The 23,953-nt window shown below is 44.2% G+C and carries 22 protein-coding genes; 19 read left to right on the top strand and 3 right to left on the bottom strand.

The window, feature by feature from the left end; all coding sequences use genetic code 11:
- The first annotated feature begins 27 nt into the window (after positions 1 to 27).
- Entirely contained in the window at positions 28 to 699 is a 672-nt protein-coding gene (locus H9659_RS01175) for a zinc metallopeptidase (RefSeq protein ID WP_191688086.1), read from the top strand.
- 38 nt (positions 700 to 737) lie between these two features.
- Here the strand turns inward: H9659_RS01175 and H9659_RS01170 are convergent, their stop codons facing one another.
- The gene (locus tag H9659_RS01170) at positions 738 to 1,622 is read right to left on the bottom strand and encodes a YitT family protein (protein ID WP_225217581.1); all 885 of its coding nucleotides are present in this window, start codon (positions 1,620 to 1,622) and stop codon (positions 738 to 740) included.
- Between the two features lie 112 nt (positions 1,623 to 1,734).
- Between H9659_RS01170 and H9659_RS01165 the strand changes: the two genes are divergently transcribed.
- The 15 genes from H9659_RS01165 (at position 1,735) to H9659_RS01095 (ending at position 16,344) form a co-directional block, all read left to right on the top strand.
- On the top strand, positions 1,735 to 2,055 hold the full coding sequence (locus H9659_RS01165) for a nucleotide pyrophosphohydrolase (RefSeq protein WP_191688512.1): 321 nt from the start codon (positions 1,735 to 1,737) through the stop codon (positions 2,053 to 2,055).
- Positions 2,052 to 2,849 carry a 4-hydroxy-tetrahydrodipicolinate reductase gene (dapB, locus tag H9659_RS01160; RefSeq protein ID WP_191688085.1) on the top strand — a complete coding sequence of 266 codons (798 nt, stop codon included), beginning with the start codon at positions 2,052 to 2,054 and terminating at the stop codon, positions 2,847 to 2,849. The genes H9659_RS01165 and dapB overlap by 4 nt, the downstream gene beginning before the upstream one ends.
- Positions 2,850 to 2,881: 32 nt before the next feature.
- Positions 2,882 to 4,018 (top strand): N-acetyl-alpha-D-glucosaminyl L-malate synthase BshA, encoded by a 1,137-nt coding sequence (gene bshA / locus H9659_RS01155; RefSeq protein WP_191688084.1) that lies wholly within the window; start codon positions 2,882 to 2,884, stop codon positions 4,016 to 4,018.
- 1 nt (position 4,019) lies between these two features.
- Positions 4,020 to 5,198, top strand: a complete 1,179-nt coding sequence (locus H9659_RS01150) for a CCA tRNA nucleotidyltransferase (protein WP_191688083.1) — start codon at positions 4,020 to 4,022, stop codon at positions 5,196 to 5,198.
- On the top strand, positions 5,176 to 6,156 hold the full coding sequence (locus tag H9659_RS01145) for a biotin--[acetyl-CoA-carboxylase] ligase (RefSeq protein ID WP_191688082.1): 981 nt from the start codon (positions 5,176 to 5,178) through the stop codon (positions 6,154 to 6,156). The genes H9659_RS01150 and H9659_RS01145 overlap by 23 nt, the downstream gene beginning before the upstream one ends.
- A gap of 241 nt (positions 6,157 to 6,397) precedes the next feature.
- Positions 6,398 to 7,237, top strand: coding sequence for a 3-methyl-2-oxobutanoate hydroxymethyltransferase (gene panB, locus H9659_RS01140; RefSeq protein WP_191688081.1), 840 nt, complete (start codon positions 6,398 to 6,400; stop codon positions 7,235 to 7,237).
- On the top strand, positions 7,234 to 8,100 hold the full coding sequence (gene panC, locus H9659_RS01135; RefSeq protein WP_225217580.1) for a pantoate--beta-alanine ligase: 867 nt from the start codon (positions 7,234 to 7,236) through the stop codon (positions 8,098 to 8,100). Before panB ends, panC begins: the two co-directional genes overlap by 4 nt.
- A gap of 4 nt (positions 8,101 to 8,104) precedes the next feature.
- Positions 8,105 to 8,485, top strand: coding sequence for an aspartate 1-decarboxylase (gene panD / locus H9659_RS01130; RefSeq protein ID WP_191688080.1), 381 nt, complete (start codon positions 8,105 to 8,107; stop codon positions 8,483 to 8,485).
- 220 nt (positions 8,486 to 8,705) lie between these two features.
- A complete protein-coding gene (gene dinG / locus H9659_RS01125; protein ID WP_191688079.1) occupies positions 8,706 to 11,480 on the top strand; it encodes an ATP-dependent DNA helicase DinG in 2,775 nt (924 codons plus the stop codon).
- Between the two features lie 79 nt (positions 11,481 to 11,559).
- Positions 11,560 to 12,045: a cell wall elongation regulator TseB-like domain-containing protein gene (locus tag H9659_RS01120; protein WP_191688078.1), complete on the top strand. Its 486-nt coding sequence runs from the start codon at positions 11,560 to 11,562 to the stop codon at positions 12,043 to 12,045.
- A gap of 31 nt (positions 12,046 to 12,076) precedes the next feature.
- On the top strand, positions 12,077 to 13,276 hold the full coding sequence (locus H9659_RS01115; RefSeq protein ID WP_191688510.1) for a pyridoxal phosphate-dependent aminotransferase: 1,200 nt from the start codon (positions 12,077 to 12,079) through the stop codon (positions 13,274 to 13,276).
- Positions 13,277 to 13,326: 50 nt separating this feature from the next.
- Positions 13,327 to 14,622 carry an asparagine--tRNA ligase gene (asnS, locus tag H9659_RS01110; protein WP_191688077.1) on the top strand — a complete coding sequence of 432 codons (1,296 nt, stop codon included), beginning with the start codon at positions 13,327 to 13,329 and terminating at the stop codon, positions 14,620 to 14,622.
- A gap of 27 nt (positions 14,623 to 14,649) precedes the next feature.
- Entirely contained in the window at positions 14,650 to 15,363 is a 714-nt protein-coding gene (locus tag H9659_RS01105; protein ID WP_191688076.1) for a DnaD domain-containing protein, read from the top strand.
- A gap of 5 nt (positions 15,364 to 15,368) precedes the next feature.
- Positions 15,369 to 16,019 (top strand): endonuclease III, encoded by a 651-nt coding sequence (gene nth, locus H9659_RS01100; RefSeq protein WP_191688075.1) that lies wholly within the window; start codon positions 15,369 to 15,371, stop codon positions 16,017 to 16,019.
- Entirely contained in the window at positions 16,012 to 16,344 is a 333-nt protein-coding gene (locus H9659_RS01095) for a YpoC family protein (protein ID WP_191688074.1), read from the top strand. The genes nth and H9659_RS01095 overlap by 8 nt, the downstream gene beginning before the upstream one ends.
- 43 nt (positions 16,345 to 16,387) lie before the next feature.
- Here H9659_RS01095 and H9659_RS01090 read toward each other — a convergent pair whose 3' ends face one another.
- Both H9659_RS01090 and recU read right to left on the bottom strand, forming a co-directional pair.
- Positions 16,388 to 19,156: a PBP1A family penicillin-binding protein gene (locus tag H9659_RS01090; RefSeq protein WP_191688073.1), complete on the bottom strand. Its 2,769-nt coding sequence runs from the start codon at positions 19,154 to 19,156 to the stop codon at positions 16,388 to 16,390.
- Positions 19,156 to 19,791: a Holliday junction resolvase RecU gene (gene recU / locus H9659_RS01085; protein ID WP_191688509.1), complete on the bottom strand. Its 636-nt coding sequence runs from the start codon at positions 19,789 to 19,791 to the stop codon at positions 19,156 to 19,158. Before recU ends, H9659_RS01090 begins: the two co-directional genes overlap by 1 nt.
- A 181-nt stretch (positions 19,792 to 19,972) precedes the next feature.
- Between recU and H9659_RS01080 the strand changes: the two genes are divergently transcribed.
- Genes H9659_RS01080 through H9659_RS01070 form a run of 3 tightly spaced genes read left to right on the top strand, consistent with a single transcriptional unit; the run spans position 19,973 to position 23,889 of the window.
- Positions 19,973 to 20,350, top strand: a complete 378-nt coding sequence (locus tag H9659_RS01080) for a YppE family protein (protein WP_191688072.1) — start codon at positions 19,973 to 19,975, stop codon at positions 20,348 to 20,350.
- Positions 20,340 to 22,622, top strand: a complete 2,283-nt coding sequence (locus tag H9659_RS01075) for a DEAD/DEAH box helicase (protein WP_191688071.1) — start codon at positions 20,340 to 20,342, stop codon at positions 22,620 to 22,622. The genes H9659_RS01080 and H9659_RS01075 overlap by 11 nt, the downstream gene beginning before the upstream one ends.
- Positions 22,612 to 23,889: a ribonuclease H-like domain-containing protein gene (locus H9659_RS01070; protein ID WP_191688070.1), complete on the top strand. Its 1,278-nt coding sequence runs from the start codon at positions 22,612 to 22,614 to the stop codon at positions 23,887 to 23,889. Before H9659_RS01075 ends, H9659_RS01070 begins: the two co-directional genes overlap by 11 nt.
- Positions 23,890 to 23,953: the final 64 nt, after the last annotated feature.

The following is a 23,953-nucleotide window of genomic DNA, read 5'->3' as shown; positions in this document are numbered from 1 at the left end:
AGAGAGTAGAGAAAGGGTGAGAAACCGTTGAATTTCTTAGTGTATTTAGGCATCATTATTTTGTTGCCATTGTATGCACAGTTCAAAGTTAAAAGTACGTATAACAAGTATTCAAAAGTGCGTTCCACTTCCGGGATGACAGGAGCTCAAGTCGCTCGTCTAATTTTGGATCACAATGGTCTACAAGATGTGAAAGTCGTTGAAACACAAGGGGTTTTAAGTGATCATTACAACCCAGTAACGAAAATTGTTGCACTGTCGAGTCAGAACTATCACGAAGCATCTGTCGCAGGGACTGCTGTAGCTGCACACGAAGTAGGACACGCGATCCAAGACAAAGAAGCGTATTCGTTCCTGCGTTTTAGACATCGCCTTGCTCCGGTAGCAGGGATCACTTCAAACGCTAGCTGGTTCTTTATCATGGCGGGGCTGATCTTTTCGAGCATGAACAGTTTATTAGGTATCGGAATCATAATGATGGCGGTTGGAGTCGTCTTTCAGATCGTCACACTGCCGGTTGAATTCAATGCTTCAAGCAGAGCGATGACTCAAATTGTAGAACTAGGGATTATTCGAAACGAAGAAGAACCCCATGCGAAAAAAGTGTTAAGTGCAGCCGCAATGACCTATGTTGCTGCCGCTGCTGTAGCCGTACTTGAATTACTGCGCCTTGTAACGATTTTCCTGAATCGGGACTAAAAAATGCCCCCGCTGATTTTTTCAGCGGTGGGCGTTTTTTATCTGACAATCGGTTGTTTTTGTTCATCTAACGTAAAGCCTTCTCCCATGACATCGTGCACTTCTGAAACGGAGACAAAAGCATGCGGATCTATAGAGGTGATAATGTTTTTCATCCTCATGATTTCGTTTTTTGCAATAACACAGTATAAAATACTGCGATCCGCTTTCGTGAAGTGGCCGTATCCTTTGAAAACAGTCACACCGCGATCCATTTCCAGTGCGATTTTAGTTGCAATGGCATCTTGGTGATCCGAAATGATGAACGCTCCTCTTGCCGCGTATGCTCCTTCTTGCACGAAGTCAATCACACGAGCACCGACAAACAACGCAACAAGTGTGTACATGACAGAACGATGATCGAGGTAGACGTACCAAGAGACTAGAATAACCGCGGCATCGAACATGAACATCGTTTTCCCGATACTCCATCCCCAATGGATTTGTGCGAGACGTGCGATAATGTCTACGCCTCCAGTTGTCCCTCCGAATCTAAAGATGATTCCTAGCCCCACACCGATAAAGACACCAGCGAATAACGAAACGAGGAACATGTCCCCTTCAAGGTGGATATCGATCTGATACTTCATGAACACCTTTAGAAAAACAGAGACTGCGAGGGTCCCAACTACTGTATAGGTGAATATACGTTTTCCTAGCATACGCCATCCTATGACGAACATAGGAATGTTGAGCACTAAATTCATAATGGCGGGATCCCACTTGAATGCAAAAAATAGAATCAACGTAATTCCTGTGAATCCGCCTTCTGCTAACTCGTTTTGAATATTGAAATGAACGAGCCCGAAGCTGAAAATCGCAGCACCGAGGACGATGAAAAACAAATTTTTAACCTTGATATCCTTGAATATTTCATTGAACATTCCATCACTCCCCTGAAAGCACTAGTGTTATTATCAGCTATCCAATATATTTTGACAATAGGAAGATGAATGAATACGATAAGTAAAGAAAGGTGTGAGTGAATTGAAGACGATGAGCAATATGCAAAAAGAGGTGGATGCGTACATCTCAAGCTTTAAAGAAGGGTATTTTCCACCAATGGAGCTCATAGCCCGTTTGACAGAAGAACTTGGTGAACTATCAAGAGAAGTCCAGCACGTATATGGTATGAAAAAAAAGAAGAGTACTGAAGACGTGAGTACCTTAACTGAAGAGACGGGTGATCTGTTATTTGTACTCATCTGTTTTGCGAACGCTCAAGGGATTGAGTTGACGGAGGCGTTGGATACCGTTCTTAATAAGTTTAAAACGCGTGACGCAGACCGTTGGACGAAAAAGGGGGAAGTTGAATGACAATCCGTGTCGCAATCGCAGGCGCCCGTGGAAGAATGGGGAGTACAGCAGCAGTAGCAATCGCTGAAGCACCTGATATGGAGTTTGTAGGGGCTCTTGACTATAAATACGATGGTTGGTACATAAATGATGGGACGCTTATAGAACAGTCGCAAGGAGTCCGGGTGTATACTTCTATTGCGGAACTAGCAGAAACTGAACAGCCTGATGTGCTTCTGGATCTAACGGATCCGGAAGCTGTTTTCCCAAATGCGCAGAAAGCAATCACGCTCGGCATACGTCCTGTTATCGGGACATCGGGTCTAACAATGGAAGAGATTGATCAGTTGAAAAAGATGAGTGAACAAAAAGGGTTGTCTTGTATTTTGGCCCCGAACTTTTCAATCGGTGCAGTCCTGATGATGAAGTTTGCCGCGCAAGCTGCTCATTATCTTGGGGATGTGGAAATTATTGAAATGCATCATGACCGGAAGCTGGATGCCCCTTCTGGAACAGCAGTGAAAACGGCTGATATGATTTCAAAAGTAAGAACACCCCATTTACAAGGTCATCCGGATGAACAGGTGAATGCCTATGGCGCAAGAGGAGCTGACGTACAAGGGATGAAAATCCACAGTGTCCGTTTACCGGGATTGCTTGCCCATCAGCAAGTGTTGCTTGGGGGCGAGGGAGAGTTGCTCTCCATACGCCATGATTCGTTTGACCGTAAAAGTTTCATGCCAGGTGTTCTTCTTGCGGTGCGAGAATCTGTACGAAATGAACAGTTTATCAATGGATTAGAGCAGCTTATCTAATTTAGGAAATTTATAACGTAAGGGATGATGGGATGGAACGATTGAAAATTGGTGTCATATGCTATCCATCCTTAGGAGGATCAGGAGTAGTAGCTACTGAGCTCGCTATTAAAATGGCAGCAAGAGGTCATGAAATTCACTTCATTACCTCTAGTTTGCCATTTCGATACAATGAGCCTCATGAAAATATCCATTTTCATGAAGTGAGAATAGATGGGTATGCAGTATTCAAGTATCCTCCGTATGACATCGCACTTGCGAACCGCATCGGACAAGTCGTGGAGGAACAGCAATTAGATCTGCTCCACGTTCATTATGCCGTGCCGCATGCGGTCTCAGCCGTATTGGCGAAAGACATGATCCAATCGGACATCGGGATCATCACGACGCTGCACGGAACAGACGTGACCATTCTAGGACACGATCCGGCACTGCGCAACACAGTCAAGTACGGCATTGACAAATCGGATATTACGACTGCAGTTTCTGAATCGCTTCGGAAAGAAACCATCGAGCTGATTGAACCTGCTAAAGACATTTTAACAATTTACAATTTCATTGATGAAGAAAAGTATCACCCTGTGGAATCGGGAACGTTACGCGGCGATTTAGGTATTCAGCAAGACGAAAAAGTAATCATCCACATTTCAAATTTCAGAAGTGTCAAGAGAATTCCTGATCTGATCCGGGCTTTTGCACAGGTTACAGAAAAACTTCCGGCCAAACTTCTTTTAGTAGGAGAGGGACCTGAAATGCCTAGAATCAGAAGGTTGGTGGACATGCTGGGAGTTACTGATCATGTGTTATTCACTGGCAGACGTGACGACTTGCCGGAACTTCTATCGTTCAGTGATGTCATGGTACTCCCTTCAGAAAAAGAAGCATTCGGTCTTGTGTTATTAGAAGCATTCGCATGCGGGGTACCAGCAGTCGGTACAACCGCCGGAGGTATCCCTGAAGTGATTGAAGAAGGCATGAATGGACATATTGTGCCGATCGGTGACCCGGATGCGATTGCAGAGAAAACGCTTCGTATATTAAGTGACAGTGTCTTGCATCAAAAGATGAAAGAGCAGGCGATGGAAAGCGTGAAAGGGAAATTCGCCTCGGACACAATTGTTGCTCAATATGAAAAGCTTTATTATGACTTGCAAAAGAAGGAATGCTAATATGTTTGGAACTAGTCAAAGCCGTAAAGTTATTGCACTTCTGAACGATGCAGGCTACGAAGCGGTTTTTGTGGGGGGAGCTGTGCGTGATGCTCTGCTTGGTAAAGAGCCTAAGGATATCGACATTGCCACTTCGGCCACGCCTGAACAGGTGAAATCCGTTTTCAAGAATACAATTGATCTTGGAACAGAGCACGGCACGGTACTGGTCATTGAATCAGGGGAGCCGATTGAAGTGACCACCTATCGGACTGAAGGGACATATTCTGATAATCGTCGGCCGGATGAGGTCCAATTTGTCACATCACTGGAAGAGGATCTTAAAAGGCGTGATTTCACCATCAATGCCCTTGCACTTCGCATAGATGGTGAAGTAGTCGATCCATTCCACGGCAGAGAAGATCTATCGAAGAAAACCATCCGGGCAGTCGGGAATGCGAGTGAACGCTTTAGTGAAGATGCACTTCGGATGATCCGGGCTGTGCGATTTGTGTCTGTTCTAGGCTTTGATTTGGATTCCTCGACAAAAGCATCGATTACAGAATTGCATACTACCATTCAAACCCTTTCTGTAGAGCGTATTAAAACGGAGTTCGATAAACTGTTTCAAGGTGCATTTGCTTACGGTGCTTTGGAGTTGATTGCTGAAACCAAGTTGTCAGAGGGGCTTCCTTTATATCCAGCTCAGCAAGATGAATGGTTTCAATGCAGTCCTTTCCGAAGCTCACTTGACGGATGGGCGTCGTTGATGATTGCAGGACACTTCGATGCATCTGAAGTGGTAAGTGCATATAAATTGTCAAACAAGGAACGATTGTTTCTACAGTCGGTACAGAAATTCTATACAATCAGACAGCTAAGGTCTTATACAATCGAGGATTATTACAATGCGGAGTGTTCAACATTGGTGACTGTAGAAAAACTGCTAGGTTCATTGACCACCCAACAACCGATTGATGAACACGAGATCAGAAAGGCGATGGACTTGCTGCCTATCCGTTCAAAGCAAGAGTTAGCTGTAAAAGGGAAAGAGTTAATGGAGTGGTCTGGAAGAAGAGGGGGGAGATGGCTTGGAGAGGCGATCCAAGCTATTGAACACGCGGTCCTATATCGAGTTATCCCGAACGAACACTATGCGATAAAGGAATGGTTTTTACATGAATACGAATGTAAAGAGTGAGTTACTGAAACGGATGTCTGCAGGAAAAGATCATCCGGTGTCAGGTCAGCAACTGGCGGAGGAGTATGGTGTGTCCCGCACAGCTATCTGGAAATATGTGAAAGAACTTGAGAGTGAAGGATATGAAATCGGCTCGATCCGTAAAAGAGGGTATTATCTGATCGACTCACCAGATACTATACTTCCTGCTGCTGTCCAACAGTTTTTACAGACGAAACAGTATGGACGGACCATTCGTCATATTGAATCGTGCCCTTCGACACAGATGCTTGCACACGAAGAAGCTCAAAATGGAGCTCCGGATGGGATGGTCATAATTGCTGATGAGCAGACGGCAGGCAAAGGCAGATTGTCACGTCCTTGGTCTTCGGCTGCAGGCAAAGGGATTTGGATGAGTGTCATTACACGACCGGAACTGACTCCGCAGCAAGCCCCCCAAATGACACTTGTTGCTGCAGTCGCTATTGTACGGGCTATCGAGGAGCTGACAGAAGTCACTCCCACTATAAAATGGCCGAATGACATTTTGGCGGGCGGTCGTAAACTGACAGGGATTCTGACTGAGCTGCAAGCTGATCCCGATCGTGTCAAAGCAATCATCTTAGGAATCGGCATGAACGTCAATCAGCAGTCACAAGATTTCCCTGAAGAGATACGTGCAATTGCCACATCCCTCAGTATCGAAGAAGGTCAACCGGTTAACCGTGCTAAGTTGACAGCTAAAGTCTTGGATTACTTGGAATTATATGTTGCGTTATATGTGGATAAAGGGTTCACGCCTATTAAGCTCCTGTGGGAGAGTTATGCGGATTCCATCGGCAAACGTGTTCGTATATCGACTCTCCAAGATACCTATGAAGCGACTGCGAGAGGTATCTCGGAAGACGGACGTCTTGAAGTAGTGTTGGACGATGGAACGGTACGTGGAATCTATTCAGCGGATATACACATTATCTGAACAATGAAAAACAATTTGGCAATTCACTATGTTGAATGGTATAGTGAATGAGTGGGCGATATCTTTGTGAATCGCACCTGTAAGATATGTTCTTGGATACTAATTGAATAATTCTGCCTTGATCACATTGACAGGGACGGAGGAAACCTATGACGATAACCTACACAACCCTTCTGTCTTTTTTATGACTGGAAGGGTTTTTATGTTTTGGTTTTCTCCTGAATAGGAGAGGAGAAGAACAATGAAAACAATTACCGAATTGAAACGGATGAAAACTGAAGGCAGTAAAATTGTGATGATGACCGCTTATGATTACCCGACAGCTGCTTTTGCTGAAAAGTCGGACGTCGATCTTTTACTAGTAGGGGATTCTCTTGGAATGGTCGTTCTCGGATATCCATCAACCGTATATGTGACCTCCGAAGACATGATCCATCATGGAAAAGCAGTTAGACGCGGGGCGAGAGATACGTTTCTAGTCGTCGATCTTCCGTTTGGGACATTCAGAGGTTCACAAGACCGGATCCTGACCGAAGCGATCCGAGTCTTTCAGGAAACAGGTGCCGATGCGCTGAAAGTCGAAGGAGCCGATGAAGTATTGGATACCATTCAACTTTTAACGAGCACGGGGATCCCTGTAGTTGCTCATCTAGGATTACTCCCTCAATCGGCATCTGTTATTGGAGGTTATAAAGTACAAGGAAAGACAGCTGATGCTGCACGCAAGCTGCTGGATGATGCGAAATTGTGCGAACAAGCAGGAGCATGCATGATTGTTGTCGAGTGCATCCCTCACCAGTTGACAGCACAACTAGCCGCAGCGGTCAGTATTCCGGTTATCGGGATCGGTGCAGGGGCGGAAGCAGACGGTCAAGTACTTGTTTTCCACGATCTCGTAAAATATGGGGATCATCGACTGCCGAAATTCGCAGAAAGCTTCAGCGATGCTGGGGCAGTTATTCAAGATGGGATAAGATCCTATACAAATGCAGTGCGAACAGGGACATTTCCCGGCAAACAGCATCATTTTACGATGAAGGAAGAAGAATTGATGAACTTGTATGGAGGTGGTAGCCAATGACTGAAACAACTCCTATGCAATGCACCACTTCCATTTCAAAAATGATTGAATGGCAACAGGCAATGAAAACATCGCAACAGACAATCGGTTTTGTTCCAACGATGGGATTCCTACATGAAGGTCATGCTGCATTGATTAAAGAAGCGAAAAAAAACAATGACTGCGTGGCTGTCAGCATATTTGTCAATCCTACTCAATTCGGACCAGGGGAGGACTTTGAAGCGTACCCGCGGAATTTGGATGCGGATGTAAGACTCGTCTCACAAGCGGGTGCCGATATTGTTTTTTGTCCCGAGGCAGAGGAAATGTATCCGACTGACGGCGGCATTCGTATTGTGCCCGGCCCTCTAGCAGATCGATTATGCGGAGCATCTCGACCCGGTCACTTTGATGGTGTATTGAAAGTTGTATTAAAACTCGTGAATATCGTTCAGCCGGACACGGTGTACTTTGGCATGAAAGATGCGCAACAACTTGCGATTATTGAAACGTTTTTCCAGGACTACAACTGTCCGGCTGCCATTGTTCGTGTGCCGACAGTTCGCGAGCTGGACGGATTGGCAAAGAGCTCGAGAAACGTGAATCTTTCCGACGAAGAACGGAACGAAGCACCAGCTATATACGAAGCATTACAACAGGCGGAAGTTTTAGTCCGTGAAGGGATCGCCATTGAAGTGGTCACGCAATTTGTCGAAGAGACACTTAGGAAAAAGACCTCGGGTGCCGTTGACTACGTATCCATACTAACGTATCCGCAATTGGAGTTACCGAACGAGATATCGCAAGATCTGATCGTTGCGTGCGCTGTCCAATTTTCAAAAGCCCGTTTAATCGATAATATCATTTTTAAGAGGGAAGGCTGACATCATGTTCCGTACAATGCTCACAAGTAAATTACATCGCGCCACAGTCACAGAAGCCAATTTGAATTATGTAGGAAGCATCACTATCGACGAAGACTTGCTGGAAGCAGCTAATATACTCGTCAACGAAAAAGTGCAGATTGTTAATAATAATAACGGAGAACGTTTCGAAACGTATACCATTCCAGGAAAGCGTGGCAGCGGTGTAATCTGTGTCAACGGTGCCGCTGCCAGACTCGTCCAACCGGGAGACATCGTCATTATACTTGCCTATGCTCTAATGTCGGACCAAGAGGCACTTCAGCATGCTCCAACCGTCTTACTTATGGATGAACACAATAAAATTGTACAACACTTCAAAGAGTCCCAAGGTGTCACGGTTTGATAAACCCTATCCAAAAGGTAGTATGAAATCTCGATAGGATAACGAGAACCGCACGATCCATTTTTAAATAGCTATAAATGGTCATCCTGAAAATCAGCAACTACTGACTTTCAGGATGGCTTTTTTGTTTTTGTCCTGGTTTACACCCTTCTTTTAGAGCCTTCACTGAATATATGGTACAATCTGCAGTAGGAAACCGATACAGGAAGTTGATGAATCCATGGAAAATCTAAAATTTGCAGTAGTCGATTTGGAGACGACCGGTCATTCCCCTGAAAAAGGCGACCGGATTATTCAGATTGCCATCATGTTCATTGAAGACGGCATCCTCACAAATGAGTATGTCCGCTTTGTCAATCCCGGTCAAAAAATCCCTGTTTTTATACAAGAACTAACGGACATTACCAACACTGAAGTGCAGAATGCACCGCTATTTGAAGAAATCGCGCATGAAGTGAGAGACTTATTAGAAGGTTGGATTTTTGCTGCACATAATACGAATTTCGATTTAACATTTCTGCAAAAGGAATTTAAACGTTGCGGAATTCCCCAGTGGCAAGGAAAACAGATCGATACAGTGGAATTCTCGAAAATCATGTTTCCTTCTGCAGTAAGTTATCGACTGAAGGAATTGACAGAAGAACTGGGTATCGACTTGTCCGCTGCCCACCGAGCTGATGATGACGCAAAGGCAACAGCGGAATTACTGCTGAAATGTATTGAAAAAGTGAAACATCTTCCCGAACAAACTCTTTCACGCTTACATAAGCGTTCTTTTTATCTGAAAACTGATTTGTCGGTGATTTTCTATCTAGCGTTAGTGGAAGCGCGTAAAAAAACGCCTTCCTCGAATCTCTCTCAGTTTCGCGGTATTCCTTTTCGTCAGACAGGGATCATTCATAACCTGGAATCGAGGAAACTTGTCTATCCAACAAGTCAAGACGAAAAAGACCAGTTACTTATCCAAGCGTATCCGTCCTACGAATCCAGAAGTGCGCAACTGCAATTCATGGATGCCGCTTGGAATTCCTTACGTACAGGAATCGAAAGCATGGTTGAGGTCCCGACAGGAATAGGTAAGACAGTATCTTATCTGCTGCCTGCAGCCATTCGTGCAATAGAGACACAACAAGCCGTCATTGTAAGTACGTATACAAATCATTTGGCGGACAAAATCATGGCAGAGGAAATCGACGTCGTCTCCAAAGCATTATCTGTACCGGTTCAAGCGACTGTGTTAAAGGGCCGTTCCAACTATATCTCGCTGGCAAAGTTTGCCGAACTGTTATTGAGTGGTGAATCGAGTTATGACAACATATTCACCGAAATGCAACTTTTGGTCTGGCTCACGGAAACGAGGACCGGAGATGTCAATGAGCTCAATCTTTCAGGTGGCGGCATGCTGTATATCGATCGGATACGTAAAAGTTCTTCGGTTCTGGCGGAAGATGAACTCGGTGTGGATTATCATCAAGTCGCATTGGAAAATTGCCGTCATGCAGATATTATCATCACGAACCATGCACTACTTCTGAGTGACGGGCCGAGTAAAGAACAAATTATCGAGGAATCTTGCGGCCTAGTAGTCGATGAAGCCCATCAGTTTATTCACGCTGCTTATAAAACAAATGAAATTATTTTCTCTTATACAAATTGGAAATATGTAATGGGGCAAATCAGTTCTGAGGCGGATGGCCAAGTTAGCCGACGTATCGAAGAGATACTTGTTCGGAAGAGGTTACATCGTTCACGGGAGCGCTCGAACCTTCTGACTGCCTATGAAAAATTCTCTGCTTCCTTTGATGTTGCGATCCATGAGCTAACGGGATCTGAATCTGTCAAAAGAGGACATGTGAAAGGGAGCCGGCTCCATGTCGCTTTGGAGGACATGAAGGCGGAACGGAGTGTATTTGAAACTGTGTTCCAGTCGATGAATGATTTCATCGGGAAAGCTGCCTCATATGTCAAACAGTTGGATCTGGAAGTGGAGAGTCTTTCTGACAAAGAACAAGCGATTCTTGCAGAATGGCACTACTGGATAGATGAACTTCGTGTGAAAATCGGAGAATGGGTCGAATTATTCCTGGATAAGGAATCGGACGGAACCGTTTGGATCGAGCAAGACCAAAGAAGTATCCCTGGAAGTCTCACAGTTATTAAAAGTCCGATTGACAGCGCACCCGTGATCCGAAAAGCGTTGAAATCACTTTTCGTGAAAGAAAAGGGTGTGATCTGGACGTCAGGAACGTTATCTGTGAAAAGTGATGAGCGCTTTGTGGCGCGTCAATTAGGGGTCGCTGAAGAAGTCCCCGTTTTGAAGTTGCTTGCTCCTGAGCACTTCTATACGGGTGCCCAGATCTTCCTTATTGATGATATGCCGAATATCCAACAAGTCGCCCAGCAAGAATACGTGGAAGAAGTCGCAGAAGCTATCGTCCAAACAGTGATGGTAACTGAAGGAAGGCTATTTGTTCTCTTTACATCACAAGACATGCTCAATCAAACACATGAACTCATTTCAGACAGCGGGTTGTTGGAAGACTATGCACTCATCGCTCAAGGAATTAGCTCGGGCAGCAAGTATCGATTGTTAAAATCATTCCGTCAATATGAAAAAGCGGTCTTGTTCGGTACGAATAGCTTCTGGGAAGGGGTGGATGTCCCCGGAAACTCATTATCCGCTATCATCATAGTGCGTTTACCGTTCTCTTCTCCTTCTGAACCTGTATTTAAAGCGAAAACCGCGCAGCTGAATCAGTCGGGTAAAAATGCTTTTACTGCGTATGCGTTGCCTGAAGCAATTCTACGACTGCGTCAAGGTTTTGGAAGACTCATCCGTTCATCCACGGATACTGGGTTTTTCATCATCCTGGACCGACGGATTGAAACGAAATCGTATGGGAAGAAATTTTTGGAGGCACTTCCCGATGTTCCTGTGAAAAAAGTGTCACTTGCACGTATGGTAGACGAACTGAATAATTGCTATAATAAATGAGTGTATCGGACTTATATGATGGTGATTAAGCTTGCCCGTTTAAGTCTATAGAAACCCATTTAGAGTGGGATGTGAAATCGTGATCAACTGGATAAAATTTTTCATCATTTTTCTCTTTACACTTACACTAGTGTTGACGTCATTTGTTTTTTACAAAGCATATGAACCCGCCTCTTCCCTTAAAGAGAATGCGACCAGCCAAGTATTGGATTCTGGCTTATTAGCGGAAGCGGAGCGTGCCGAAGTGTATAACGGTACAACTTCTCTCACAGTTGTCTATGGAAAAGATGACAAGGGAGTTGCAAAAGCCGTTTTTGTAAACGAGAAAGCAAAATCGGACAAGGATTTTAAAGTGATTGTCCTTGAAAAAGGCATCACAGCGAAACAGGCCTTAACTTCTGTCAAACAAGAAATGAACGTCAGTAAACTCATCCATGTTAAACTGGGAGTGGAAGACAACGCTGCCGTTTGGGAAGTCGTATTCAAAAACGAGGCAAACAAGCTGAATTATGTCTATGTCGGATTTTCTGACGGACAGTGGCAAAAGCGGATTTTAAACTTATAGGAAGTGCATGAACGCACTGGTAAAGGGAGCGATGGACTTGGCGAAGCAATTAGCATCCAGAGTAACGACACTTTCACCCTCAACGACTTTGGCGATTACAGCTAAAGCGAAGGAAATGAAAGAATCCGGTATCGATGTGATTGGTCTTGGAGCAGGAGAACCGGACTACAATACACCTGAACCGATACTGGATGCGGCATGGCGATCCATGAAAGAAGGCAAGACAAAGTATACGCCATCTGGCGGTCTCCCCGCTTTGAAGGATGCAGTCATCGGGAAGTTGGAAAGAGACCAAGGCTTAACGTATACACGCACTGAGATCATGATCGGGATTGGGGCAAAACATGTGTTGTATACATTGTTCCAAACGATTCTGGATCCTATGGATGAAGTGATCATTCCAGCTCCGTACTGGGTAAGTTATCCAGAGCAAGTGAAACTTGCAGGCGGAGTACCCGTAGTCGTTCAGGCAACTGCTGAAGCGGAGTTCAAAGTGACGGCTAACCAAATTGAAGAAGTCATCACATCTAAAACAAAAGCGCTCATTCTGAACTCACCTGGTAATCCTACTGGAATGGTGTACACGGAAGAAGAGCTAAAGGCGATTGCTGAAGTTTGTGAAGCTCGGGATATCTGGATCATCTCGGATGAAATCTACGAAAAACTTGTGTATGGTACAACGAAGCATATTTCAATTGCAACACTATCTGAGGACGCTAAGAAGCGGACACTCATCATTAATGGCGTTTCAAAATCTCATTCTATGACAGGATGGCGTATCGGATACATTGCAGGGGATGAGGCAATTGTAAAAGCGATGACGAACCTTGCAAGTCATTCGACATCCAATCCGGTAACTACTTCACAATATGCAGCAATTGAAGCGTATAATGGTTCCCAGGATGCTGTCGAGATGATGAGAAATAGTTTCAGCTCCCGTTTAGAGCGTATCTATCCTCAAATCCAAGCAATTCCAGGTTTCCACACTGTGAAACCACAAGGCGCATTCTATTTACTTCCAGACGTTTCAGAAGCTATGAAACATACAGGATTCCAAAATGTGGATGCTTTTGCTAAAGCATTGCTGGAAGAAGCGAATGTGGCGGTCATTCCAGGCAGCGGATTCGGGTCGGAAGAAACAATCCGATTATCCTATGCGACTTCAATCGAACTATTAGAAGAAGCGGTGCGCCGAATCGACCAATTTGTGAAATCTAAATGGAACGACTGATCGAAAACTGACTAGGTAGTGCACGTACCTAGAGAAATTTGGAGGCTCTTATGAAAACGATTATGATTCACGAAATGCCTGATCATGAAGGCGAAACAGTACGAATGGGTGCATGGCTTGCCAATAAGCGGTCAAGCGGTAAAATTGCATTTTTACAATTACGTGATGGCTCTGGCTTTGTACAAGGTGTGGTTGTAAAAGAAGATGCCGGTGAAGAGCTTTTTGCAACAGCAAAAGGGTTAACACAAGAGACTTCTTTATATGTAACGGGCGAGGTCACTGTAGACGAGCGATCGAGCTTCGGATATGAGCTGCAAGTCAAAGGGATTGAAGTGATTAAAGCTGCTGAGGATTATCCAATTACGCCTAAGGAGCACGGAACAGAATTCCTGATGGATCACCGTCATCTATGGTTACGTTCACGCAAGCAACATGCGGTGATGAAGATCCGTGACGAAATCATTCGCGCAACCTATGAATTTTTCCACATGAATGGATTCATCAAAATCGACCCGCCGATTTTGACGGGATCTTCTCCTGAAGGAACTTCAGAGTTGTTCCATACGAAATACTTTGATGAAGATGCGTATCTTTCCCAGTCAGGTCAGTTGTATATGGAAGCAGCTGCGATGGCTCTAGGTAAAGTATTTTCTTTCGGCCCTACATTCCGTGCGGAAAAGTCGAAAACCCGTCGTCACTTGATCGAATTCTGGATGATCGAGCCTGAAATGGCGTTCGTGGAACATGCACAAAGCTTAGAAGTACAAGAGCAATATGTAGCACACGTTGTTCAATCGGTACTTCAAAATTGTAAACTGGAGCTGGAACGTCTAGGTCGGGATACGTCGAAATTGGAAAAAATCCAAGCACCATTCCCACGTATCACATATGATGATGCAATTGAGTTCCTTCACAAAGAAGGATTCGACGATATTCAATGGGGAGACGATTTTGGAGCCCCTCATGAGTCCGCAATTGCCGAGAGTTATGATCTGCCCGTATTCATCATGAATTATCCGATCGGCATCAAGCCGTTCTACATGCAGCCGCATCCTGATCGTGATGATGTCGTACTATGTGCAGACTTGATAGCTCCGGAAGGTTATGGAGAAATCATCGGCGGTTCAGAACGTATCCATGATTATGAGCTCATGAAACAACGTATTGAAGAGCACCAGCTGGATGCTTCTGCGTATGAGTGGTATTTGGAATTAAGTAAATATGGCGCAGTGCCGCACTCTGGGTTCGGTCTTGGATTAGAGCGTACTGTCGCTTGGATTTCAGGGGTCGAGCACGTACGGGAAACGATTCCGTTCCCACGTCTGCTCAACCGTTTGTATCCTTAATAACGTAACAAGGAAGGAGTTCGCCATATGCAACAAGATGACCGGCTCCGGATGTGGATTGAGCAGGGGAATGTTACTATTCCCCAGCTTTTTTTTAACTCATATAAAAAACTAGGTATCCAAGATTCAGATGCCATGCTCATTTTACAAATGGAAGCCTACAAAGCTCAACAAATTGAGTTTCCTACGCCCTCCGCTTTTTCCTCAAGGATGAATCTCACAGAAAATGAGGTATCCCAAATATTGCAGCGACTCATGCAAAAAGGATATTTGAAAATCGATCAAGCTAGTGATTCCAATGGGGTGCTGTTTGAACAATTTTCACTGCAACCTTTATGGGAAGCGGTTTTAGATTGTGAAATTGCGAGTAAGAATCAAACAGTTGAAGCGAAAGAAAAGGAAGATGAAGGACAGATCTTCCACATTTTTGAACAAGAATTCGGGCGCCTGCTGTCTCCGATGGAATGCGAAACGATTGCGATGTGGATCGATCAGGATCATCATGGGATCGACATAATAAAAGCGGCTTTAAAAGAGGCAGTCATCGCTCAGAAATTGAGTATGCGTTATATCGACCGCATTTTGTTTGAGTGGAAAAAGAAAAATGTTACGACCATGGCAGATGTCGAAAAACAAACAAAAGCTTTCCGGTCACCTGCACAAACGATACGGCAGGGAAAAGAACAAGGAACTGTGAAACGGGTTCCCTTATATAACTGGCTTGAACAGCGGGATGGATGAGTGGAATGTTAACTAAAGCTGAGTGGAACTATTGCTTAGAGGAAATCGACAACATGTTTCCAGATGCACATTGTGAACTTGTGCATGAAAATGCGTTTGAATTAGTGATTGCAACACTTTTATCCGCACAGTGCACAGATGTATTAGTCAATCGTGTAACTGCAGGGTTGTTTCAAAAGTACAAAACACCAGGAGATTATTTAGAAGTTCCTATCGAGGAACTGCAACAGGACATTCGTTCCATCGGTCTGTATCGTAACAAAGCAAAAAATATCCAAGCATTGTCACTCATGCTTCTCACTCAATTCGGCGGAGAAGTTCCAGAAGATCGTGACGTGCTGACAACACTTCCAGGCGTCGGCAGGAAGACGGCGAATGTTGTCGTTTCAAATGCGTTTGGTGTTCCGGCACTTGCCGTCGATACACACGTTGAGCGGGTTGCAAAGCGATTAGGAATGAATCGATGGAAAGACTCTGTCTTGGCAGTCGAAGAAAAAATCATGAGGTGGACACCGAGAGAGCGTTGGACTCAGACGCATCATCAACTTATTTTCTTCGGTAGATATCATTGCAAAGCCCAAAAACCGAATTGTCCGGAATGTCCATTACTTTCTGTCTGTCGGGAAGGAAAGAAGAGGATGAAACAGTATGGATAATTCAAACCCAACCGTTACAAAACAGCAAGTCATGCCTTACTTTGATAAGTGGGAGTCTCTGCAACCTGAGATTCAGCAGCTTTATGACGCGAAGCATAGCAGCGCTTCAGAATTGATGAAGATTGCGATTGCTAACTATGAAGAGCTGCTTAGAGTATGCGCACCAGCTGGCGGTTCTGACCGCCGTACGAAGATGGAGCCCTTAAATGGGGAGGAGCGCCTTCAATTCATCAAAGACAAGATGGTAAGTCCATTTGCGCTTATCCAGTTGAGTTTGCTCTATACGGAATTGAGAAAAAAGACGGCCAGATTTATCGCCAATTGAAAAAGCAGCAACTTCGTATTCACGAAGTTGCTGCTTTTTGGTGTCAGTTATCGTTTGACGTTGTCGTATCCTCGGGCTTAGTTGCAGGAGGTTTCGGTGAACTGGCTGTGTTGGAGTTCGGATTGTTCGATGGTTTACTGCTGACTTCATCGGAGCCTTCCTCGCCAGTGCCGTCTCCATTATTTTCTGTATTGTTTCCGTCTGAACCATTACCGTTTGTTCCAGAGTTATTCCCGTTGTTGCCATTATTGTTGCCATTATTGTTGCCGTTATTACCATTGTTCCCGTTGCCGTTATTGCTTCCGTTATTGTTCCCATTGTTTGAACCATCGTTTTGTCCTTCATCCACATTGTCCTGTTCAGAATCTCCTTGCTCTTGATCCTCAGGGTTTTCTTCAGGCTTTTCTTCTTCAGTCGCCTGAATCATAAGTGTAGTGGAGGCAGGGGAACTAACGAGACTGCCTGCTTTTGCGATAACAGAGAAGGTGTACGTATGTCCGGGCTCCACATTTCCGAACGTGAAGGAATCATCTCCGGTTTCCGTTAGTGATTGAGAGCCTCCGCCATCTACTGAAACTGAAACCGCAAAGGTGACATCACCATCGAAGTCATCGGAATCAGGTTCGTTATGGTTCCAACTCAAGTCTATTTCCTGATTATCGGCATTATATTCTGCCCGTAAGTCAGTCGGCGCTTCAAGTTCAGTCACTTCTTCCTCAGGCTCCGGTTCTACATATGTGCGCTCAGGAAGGGTTCCTCGAACAAATAGCTCATCCTGTCTCAAGTTACTAGGTGTGCTATTGGTTGCCAACTGAAGCGGTTGGGATCCTACTACGATGGTAGCTTCCTCAACTGAACTAGGCTTTTTGAACTTTTTAGGATTATTACCGGAAGTGATATCGCTCATCACTTGACGGAACAATTCTTTCGGCATATCGCGCCCGCCGGGGAAGCCGACAATCGGTTCATTGCGTTTTTCATGACCACCCCAGACGGCAATCGAATAATCGGTTGTATATCCTGCAAACCAAGAGTCAGGGACACTATATTGGCCAATATTATTTTTCTTCTTAAAATCTGCATCGTAGTTCGTTGTGCCGGTTTTCCCTGCGATATCCATGCCAGGGATATTGGCTTTTGTTCCAGTTCCATTTGGTTTTGTCAAAACGTCACGAAGCATATCTGTCACCATATAAGCGGTGGAATCTTTCATGACCGACACCGGATCTGGAGCAAGATTAATTTCAGTTTTACCATCTCGCAAAATAATTTTTTTCACTGCATGGGGAGCATTGTAAATCCCTTCGTTACCGAATGCAGCAAATGCACCTGCCATTTGCAGAGTGGAGAAGTCGTTTCCGCCTCCGCCGATTGCATCAGATGGATTCAGTTCTTTAACTGGCAATCCAAGTGAATTTGCAAATTCTTTAGCATTTTTAGTGCCGACTTCGTTGAATGTTTTAATTGCTGGGATATTACGTGATTCATAAACTGCTTGTCGCATTGTAATTGGTCCTTTAAATCTACCGTCGACATTGTTAGCGTTTATGCCTTTTGTCTTTTCATCAACAATCGTTTGACCAGTCGACCAATTCAAATTTTCAATAGCTGGTCCATAATCGAGGATCGGCTTAATGGAAGAACCAGGTTGTCGCTTTTGGTCGCTTGCAAAGTTGTGGTTGAATAATTTGTAATCACGTCCGCCACCAACAGCCACAATCTCGCCCGTTTTTGTATCGACAACGGTCATACCTGCTTGAATAGTGTCTGATTCGAAATTACTTGGATCTGCAAGTGCTTTTTCAACAGCTTTTTGAGCATCCGGATCGAGTGCAGTTTGAATTGTTACGCCATCTGCTTCAATATCTTTGTAACCTGCTTTTTGTAGTTCGTCCATTGCAATATCGATATACGCTTGGTATTTAGTATCAGTCGGTTTTTCACGTTTCTCTTCAGGAAGAAGGGAAGCAGTGACAGGGATGGATTTTGCTGTATCCATTTCTTCTTGTGTAATTTTTCCATGCTGATTCATAAGTTTTAAGACTATGTCACGACGTTTTTCGGCGCGTTCAGGATGTTTAAATGGATTATAGGCATTTGGTGATTGAGGCATTCCGGCTAGCATTGCCATCTCAGGAAGCTCCAATTCTTTTAACTCTTTTCCGAAAAAGTACTCAGCACCTGTTCCGAATCCATATTTATTTCCTGACATGAGGACTTTGTTAAAGTACATTTCAAAAATTTCTTCTTTGGAATAATTTCGTTCGAGTTTAAAGGCCAGCCATGCTTCCTGCGCTTTTCTCTTTAAAGTTTTTTCGTTTGTAAAGAAAGAGTTCTTAATAACTTGCTGTGTTAACGTCGATGCACCTTGAGAGCCGAATCCGCTCTTAAGATTGGCAAGGACAGCTCCACCAAGTCGCCATAGATCAATTCCATGGTGTTTGTAAAAACGTGAGTCTTCCGTTGCAAGAATTGCGGCTTCCAATTCTTTTGGTATTTGGTCGTATGGTGTGTATTTTCGTTTCTCATTTCCAGTTGTGTAAATGACATTATCATTACGATCTAAAACTTTAGAAGAAAGTGGATCTTTTAAAAGGCTTTCATCCAATTCAGGTGCTGTACTCGCGTAATACGCGAATAGTCCACCGCCTGCCATTAAGAATAATAATCCGATGATGACGACTGCTTTAAATATGGTCTTAATGAGACCTTTTTTCTTTTTAGGTTTCTTTTTATTTTTACGTGACGATTTCTGTTCCGCCTCTGCTTGTTGTCTGCGTGCGGTCCTTGAATTAGGAGTGTTATTGTCCATTAGGATTCCTGCCTTTCGGTTCGTTCGCCGGTCGGATGTTCCACCATGCCGGTTATTGCTTGTAAATAATCGAGACGAGGTTGATAGCCTGGTTGCAATTCGATGGATATTTCCACGATTTCATCAAGTGTGATCGATTTTCTGCCACCTTCTGTCATTCGTTTCCACTTTTCGATGAAGTTCTTGAAGGGTACTACGAAATAACGATCTAAAAGAGAGAAACGTATGATTAGAAATGCAATTCCACCTTGCTCATGCACTTGGGACATATGTGCCACCTGATGATCATGTATGTTTTGTAAAGGAAAAGAAGTTTTGTTTTTCGTCTCCTTTGCTTCGAAATCGACATATTTCCCTTGCCAAACCCCGTTATAGTCAGTTGTGGAAGCAGTTTTAAAGTAAGCTTCAGTTATGACTGCAGCACTTCTTGCTGGATAGCGGACGTTGACAATTTGAATAGGTACGGGTTTTTTATGAATGACTGCAATCCCTCTACTCGTATAATACTCGTTACTGTCATTCAATTCATCTTCCAACGTTTTACCTCGGTTGCTGAAAGTTGAAGAAGTTGGTTTGGCAGCTGTTTTCGTCGCAGCAGCTATATATTTTTTGCCATTTGGATAGCGTATCACCAACATACTCACCTCACGTCATCAGTGTATCATACCACAATATTGAGACGTTAAAACGTTGATTAGGTTGCAAACTATAAAATGCTATTCATTTGAAAGAAGAATGGACGTTCGACAATGTTGGAACTGCAAGCTCTAGTTTGATAAACTTAGAAATAGAAGCAGTAGAAAGGTGACAAGCAGTATGAGGTTACAGAAGTTGACAGAACAATTACTTGAAGTATGTGATGAATGTCTAGTCCGGCATAGCGACATGCGCAAAGAAAATCGCGAACCCGACTTTTATAAAGAAGTTAAACCATATGCCGACCGAACGCATCAGATGATAAATGAATGGGACGAACTCGTACAACAGTGGATCCGAACTAGCCGTCCGAAATATGTAAGACCCATTCAGATTTCAACTCTGAATGATCTGATGAAGCAATTCACTGTTCAGTCCTTTTATCAAAAGACAGGGAAGAAACGGTTTGTTCAATCGATCCAATCCGCAAGTTATACGTTGAATACTGTACGGATCGCGTTGGAAAAAGAGAATAAGGAGGGCGGAGATGGCAACTAATGTAAATCTCCAATCATTTATTGATGAGTTGAAACAAGATCCCGAATTTGCGACGAATGTAAAGCATTATAAAGTGACGGAAGGAAAGGATGCCATCTATGCTCCTTTTCCTGAAAAATTGCATCCTTCATTAAAGAAAGCTCTTTCATATAAGGGAATCCAAAAGCTATACAGCCACCAGCGGAAAGCATTTGACTTTGCTCAGCAAAAAAAATCATACACCGCGGTCACTCCAACAGCTTCGGGTAAATCGCTATGTTATCACTTACCAGTTCTTCAAAGCATATTGGAGAACGATGCATCACGAGCATTGTATCTCTTTCCAACTAAAGCACTTGCGCAAGATCAGTTAGCTGACCTGCATGCACTTATTGAAGCGAGCGGAGAGACGGTTTTGAGTTATACGTATGACGGGGATACCGCGCCGGGTCTTAGAACAAAGGTTCGCAAATCTGGGCACATCGTGTTAACAAATCCCGATATGCTCCATTCCGGAATTTTACCTCATCATACAAAATGGGTATCACTTTTTGAGAACTTGAAGTATATCGTGATTGATGAGTTGCATACGTATAAGGGAGTGTTTGGTACACATGTTGCCCATGTCTTAAGACGCTTAAAACGAATTTGTGCGTATTATGGAAGCGATCCTGTATTCATCTGTACTTCGGCAACCATTGCTAACCCCCAACAACTGGCGGAAAACCTGACGAATTCTTCAATGGAGCTTATTGCAGATAACGGAGCGCCCGCAGGCAAGAAGCATTTTTTGTTTTACAATCCACCTGTTGTCCATGAAACGTTCGGTATTCGCAGGAGTGCCGTTTTGGAAGTTCGGGATATCGCTTCCCGTCTATACCGGGAAGGGGTACAAACGATCATTTTTGCGAAAAGCAGAGTGCGCGTGGAAATGCTCGTGACTTACATGAAAGAGCTCACCAAAAAGAAATTGATGGACGAGACGATCATGGGATACCGAGGAGGATATCTTCCTTCAGAGCGGCGTAAAATTGAAAAAGGACTTCGAAATGGGTCGATTAAAACAGTGGTCAGTACAAATGCACTGGAGCTCGGAATCGATATAGGTCAACTCCAAGCATGTGTGATGACGGGTTACCCAGGAAATATCGCCAGTGCACTTCAACAAGCAGGGCGGGCAGGAAGAAGGCAAGATGACGCCCTGATCATCTATGTCGCGCAGTCCTTGGCGTTGGACCAATACATCATTGAGCACCCTGATTACTTATTAGGCGGGTCTCCGGAAGAGGCGCATATCCACCCTGATAATATTGTGATTCTCATGGACCATCTTAGGTGTGCATCATTTGAACTGCCTTTTTCTGAGAACGACCTGTATGCAGAGTTCGATGTCCAGCAGCTATTGGAATTTCTAGCAGCTGAAGGAGTTCTCGTTTTGGCAGGGGACCACTGGCATTGGATGACAGAACGTTTTCCTGCGAGTGAAGTTAGTTTACGATCCGCTTCACAAGAGAACGTAGTGATTATCGATAGAACACGTCCAAAAGAAACGACAGTCATCGGAGAAATGGATCGTTTCAGTGCGATGACCCTGTTACATGAAGAAGCGATCTATTTACACCAAGGCACACAATTCCAAGTTGAAATGCTGGATTGGGAAGAAAAGAAAGCGTATGTGACAGAAGTGGATGTCGATTACTTCACAGACGCCAATCTGGCAGTTGAGCTGAAAGTGATCAGTGAAGACAAAAAGCAGGAGCAAAATTCCGGTACTGTGGCATTCGGAGACCTAGCTGTACTTGCTATTCCTACAATTTTCAAGAAAATCCGGTTCGATTCACACGACAATATCGGTTCCGGACCTATTCGCCTGCCTGCTGAAGAGCTCCACACGGCTTCCACGTGGCTGGCATTTGATGTCCCTGAAGGATGGACAGAAGCTGCCTTGACTGACGCTATGACCGGCGCAGCGCATACGATGCAATCTTTTATTCCGTTATTTGTGCAATGTGACAGAACTGATATTCATGTCGTACCGCAAGTGAAAGCTGTTCACACGGGAAAACCGACATTTTTCATCTACGATAGTTATCCTGGTGGGATCGGATTGAGTGAAAAGATGTTTGACCTATGGAATGCATTGCTTCGTCAAGCGGCCTCACACGTAAGTTCATGTGAGTGTGAGGCGGGCTGTCCAATTTGTACAGGTCCGCCGGAATCGGATATGAATCTGAAACTAGGTGCTGAAAAGCTTTTGAAGAGTTTGGCAGGCGGTGACATGCGTGTCCTATGAACAAAATCTGATGAAGATGAAAGGTATGTTAAAAAAAACGGAATCAGTCACTTCCGCCCCTAAGGAAACCCAAGGAATCGCTCAAGCGTCATCTCCTAGTTACGAATCACAGTGGCTAGCTGCCGGCCTTGAAAAAGAGACCAACCTCTACGGCACGGTCTATAAGAAAATTGTGGACTATGACGAAACCTATACACACGGAAAATATCAATTGAATGAGCTGACGGTCACGTTGCAAAAATGGAAGAGCTCAGGTGAACGACATCCGTTAGCACCTGACCCCGACAAAAAACTTCTTTTTTTCGATACCGAAACGACTGGATTGAAAGGGACTGGTACACTTATTTTCCTGATCGGTCTAATCGAGCAACGTGGAAATGGCTTCAGAATGACACAATATGTCCTTCCGGGGCCTGCCCATGAAGCAGCGTTCCTATATGCAACGGGTTTATGGGAAAAGCCGGTTACATTAGTCATGTATAACGGAAAGAGTTTCGATATGCCCCAATTGGATACGAGATGGACGATGAACCGTAACTTGCTGCCCCCATTGCCTAAGCACGATCAGATCGACCTGCTTCACGGGTCCAGACGCATATGGAAACATGAGATGGAGTCATTCAAATTACCCGCAGTTGAAGAGGAACAACTAGGTTTCGTGCGGGAAGATGATATGCCAGGTCACTTGGCACCGATCATCTATCAAGATGCCGTTAAAAATGGACGTGCAGAAATGCTGATGAAGATATTGTTGCACAATGAACTCGATATTTTATCACTTGTTACGCTATATATCCGTTCAACTGAGCTCCTTTTACAAGAGGAGTTATCAGGGACTGCGGTTAGTCAAACGAACATCGGTAAATGGTATGCTGACCTGAAGTCGCACAGTCGAGCAGCAATTGTGTTAGAACAAGTAATCGAGGAATATGGGACACAGCATCCGACAACTCACTTCCATTTTGGCTTCCTATTAAAAAAGAATGGGAAATATAAAGAGGCATTAGAAGCGTTCGGTGTGTGTATGACGAAGTCTGCTGGGCGTGAACGGATTATTGCGCTTGAGGAAATGGCGAAAATTCATGAGCATAAAAACAAAGACTGCACAAAGGCATTGCAACTTTGTGGGGTAGCCAAAGGATTGTTGTCACGAGACTCCTCTTTGACCGCTTCATTTTCTATGCGCATGATTGCCGAATTCACAAAACGGGAAATGAGACTTAAGAGAAAATTATTTCCCGGGCAAGCGCAGGACTCGACAAAATAACACGTTTAATCTTGACGTGAGCAGACAGGATTGGACATGATATGCTATACTTAAATCAGTTACC

It is taken from the genome of Sporosarcina gallistercoris (assembly GCF_014836415.1).
GTDB classification, from domain to species: domain Bacteria; phylum Bacillota; class Bacilli; order Bacillales_A; family Planococcaceae; genus Sporosarcina; species Sporosarcina gallistercoris.
This window is presented reverse-complemented; position numbering and strand designations above follow the sequence as displayed.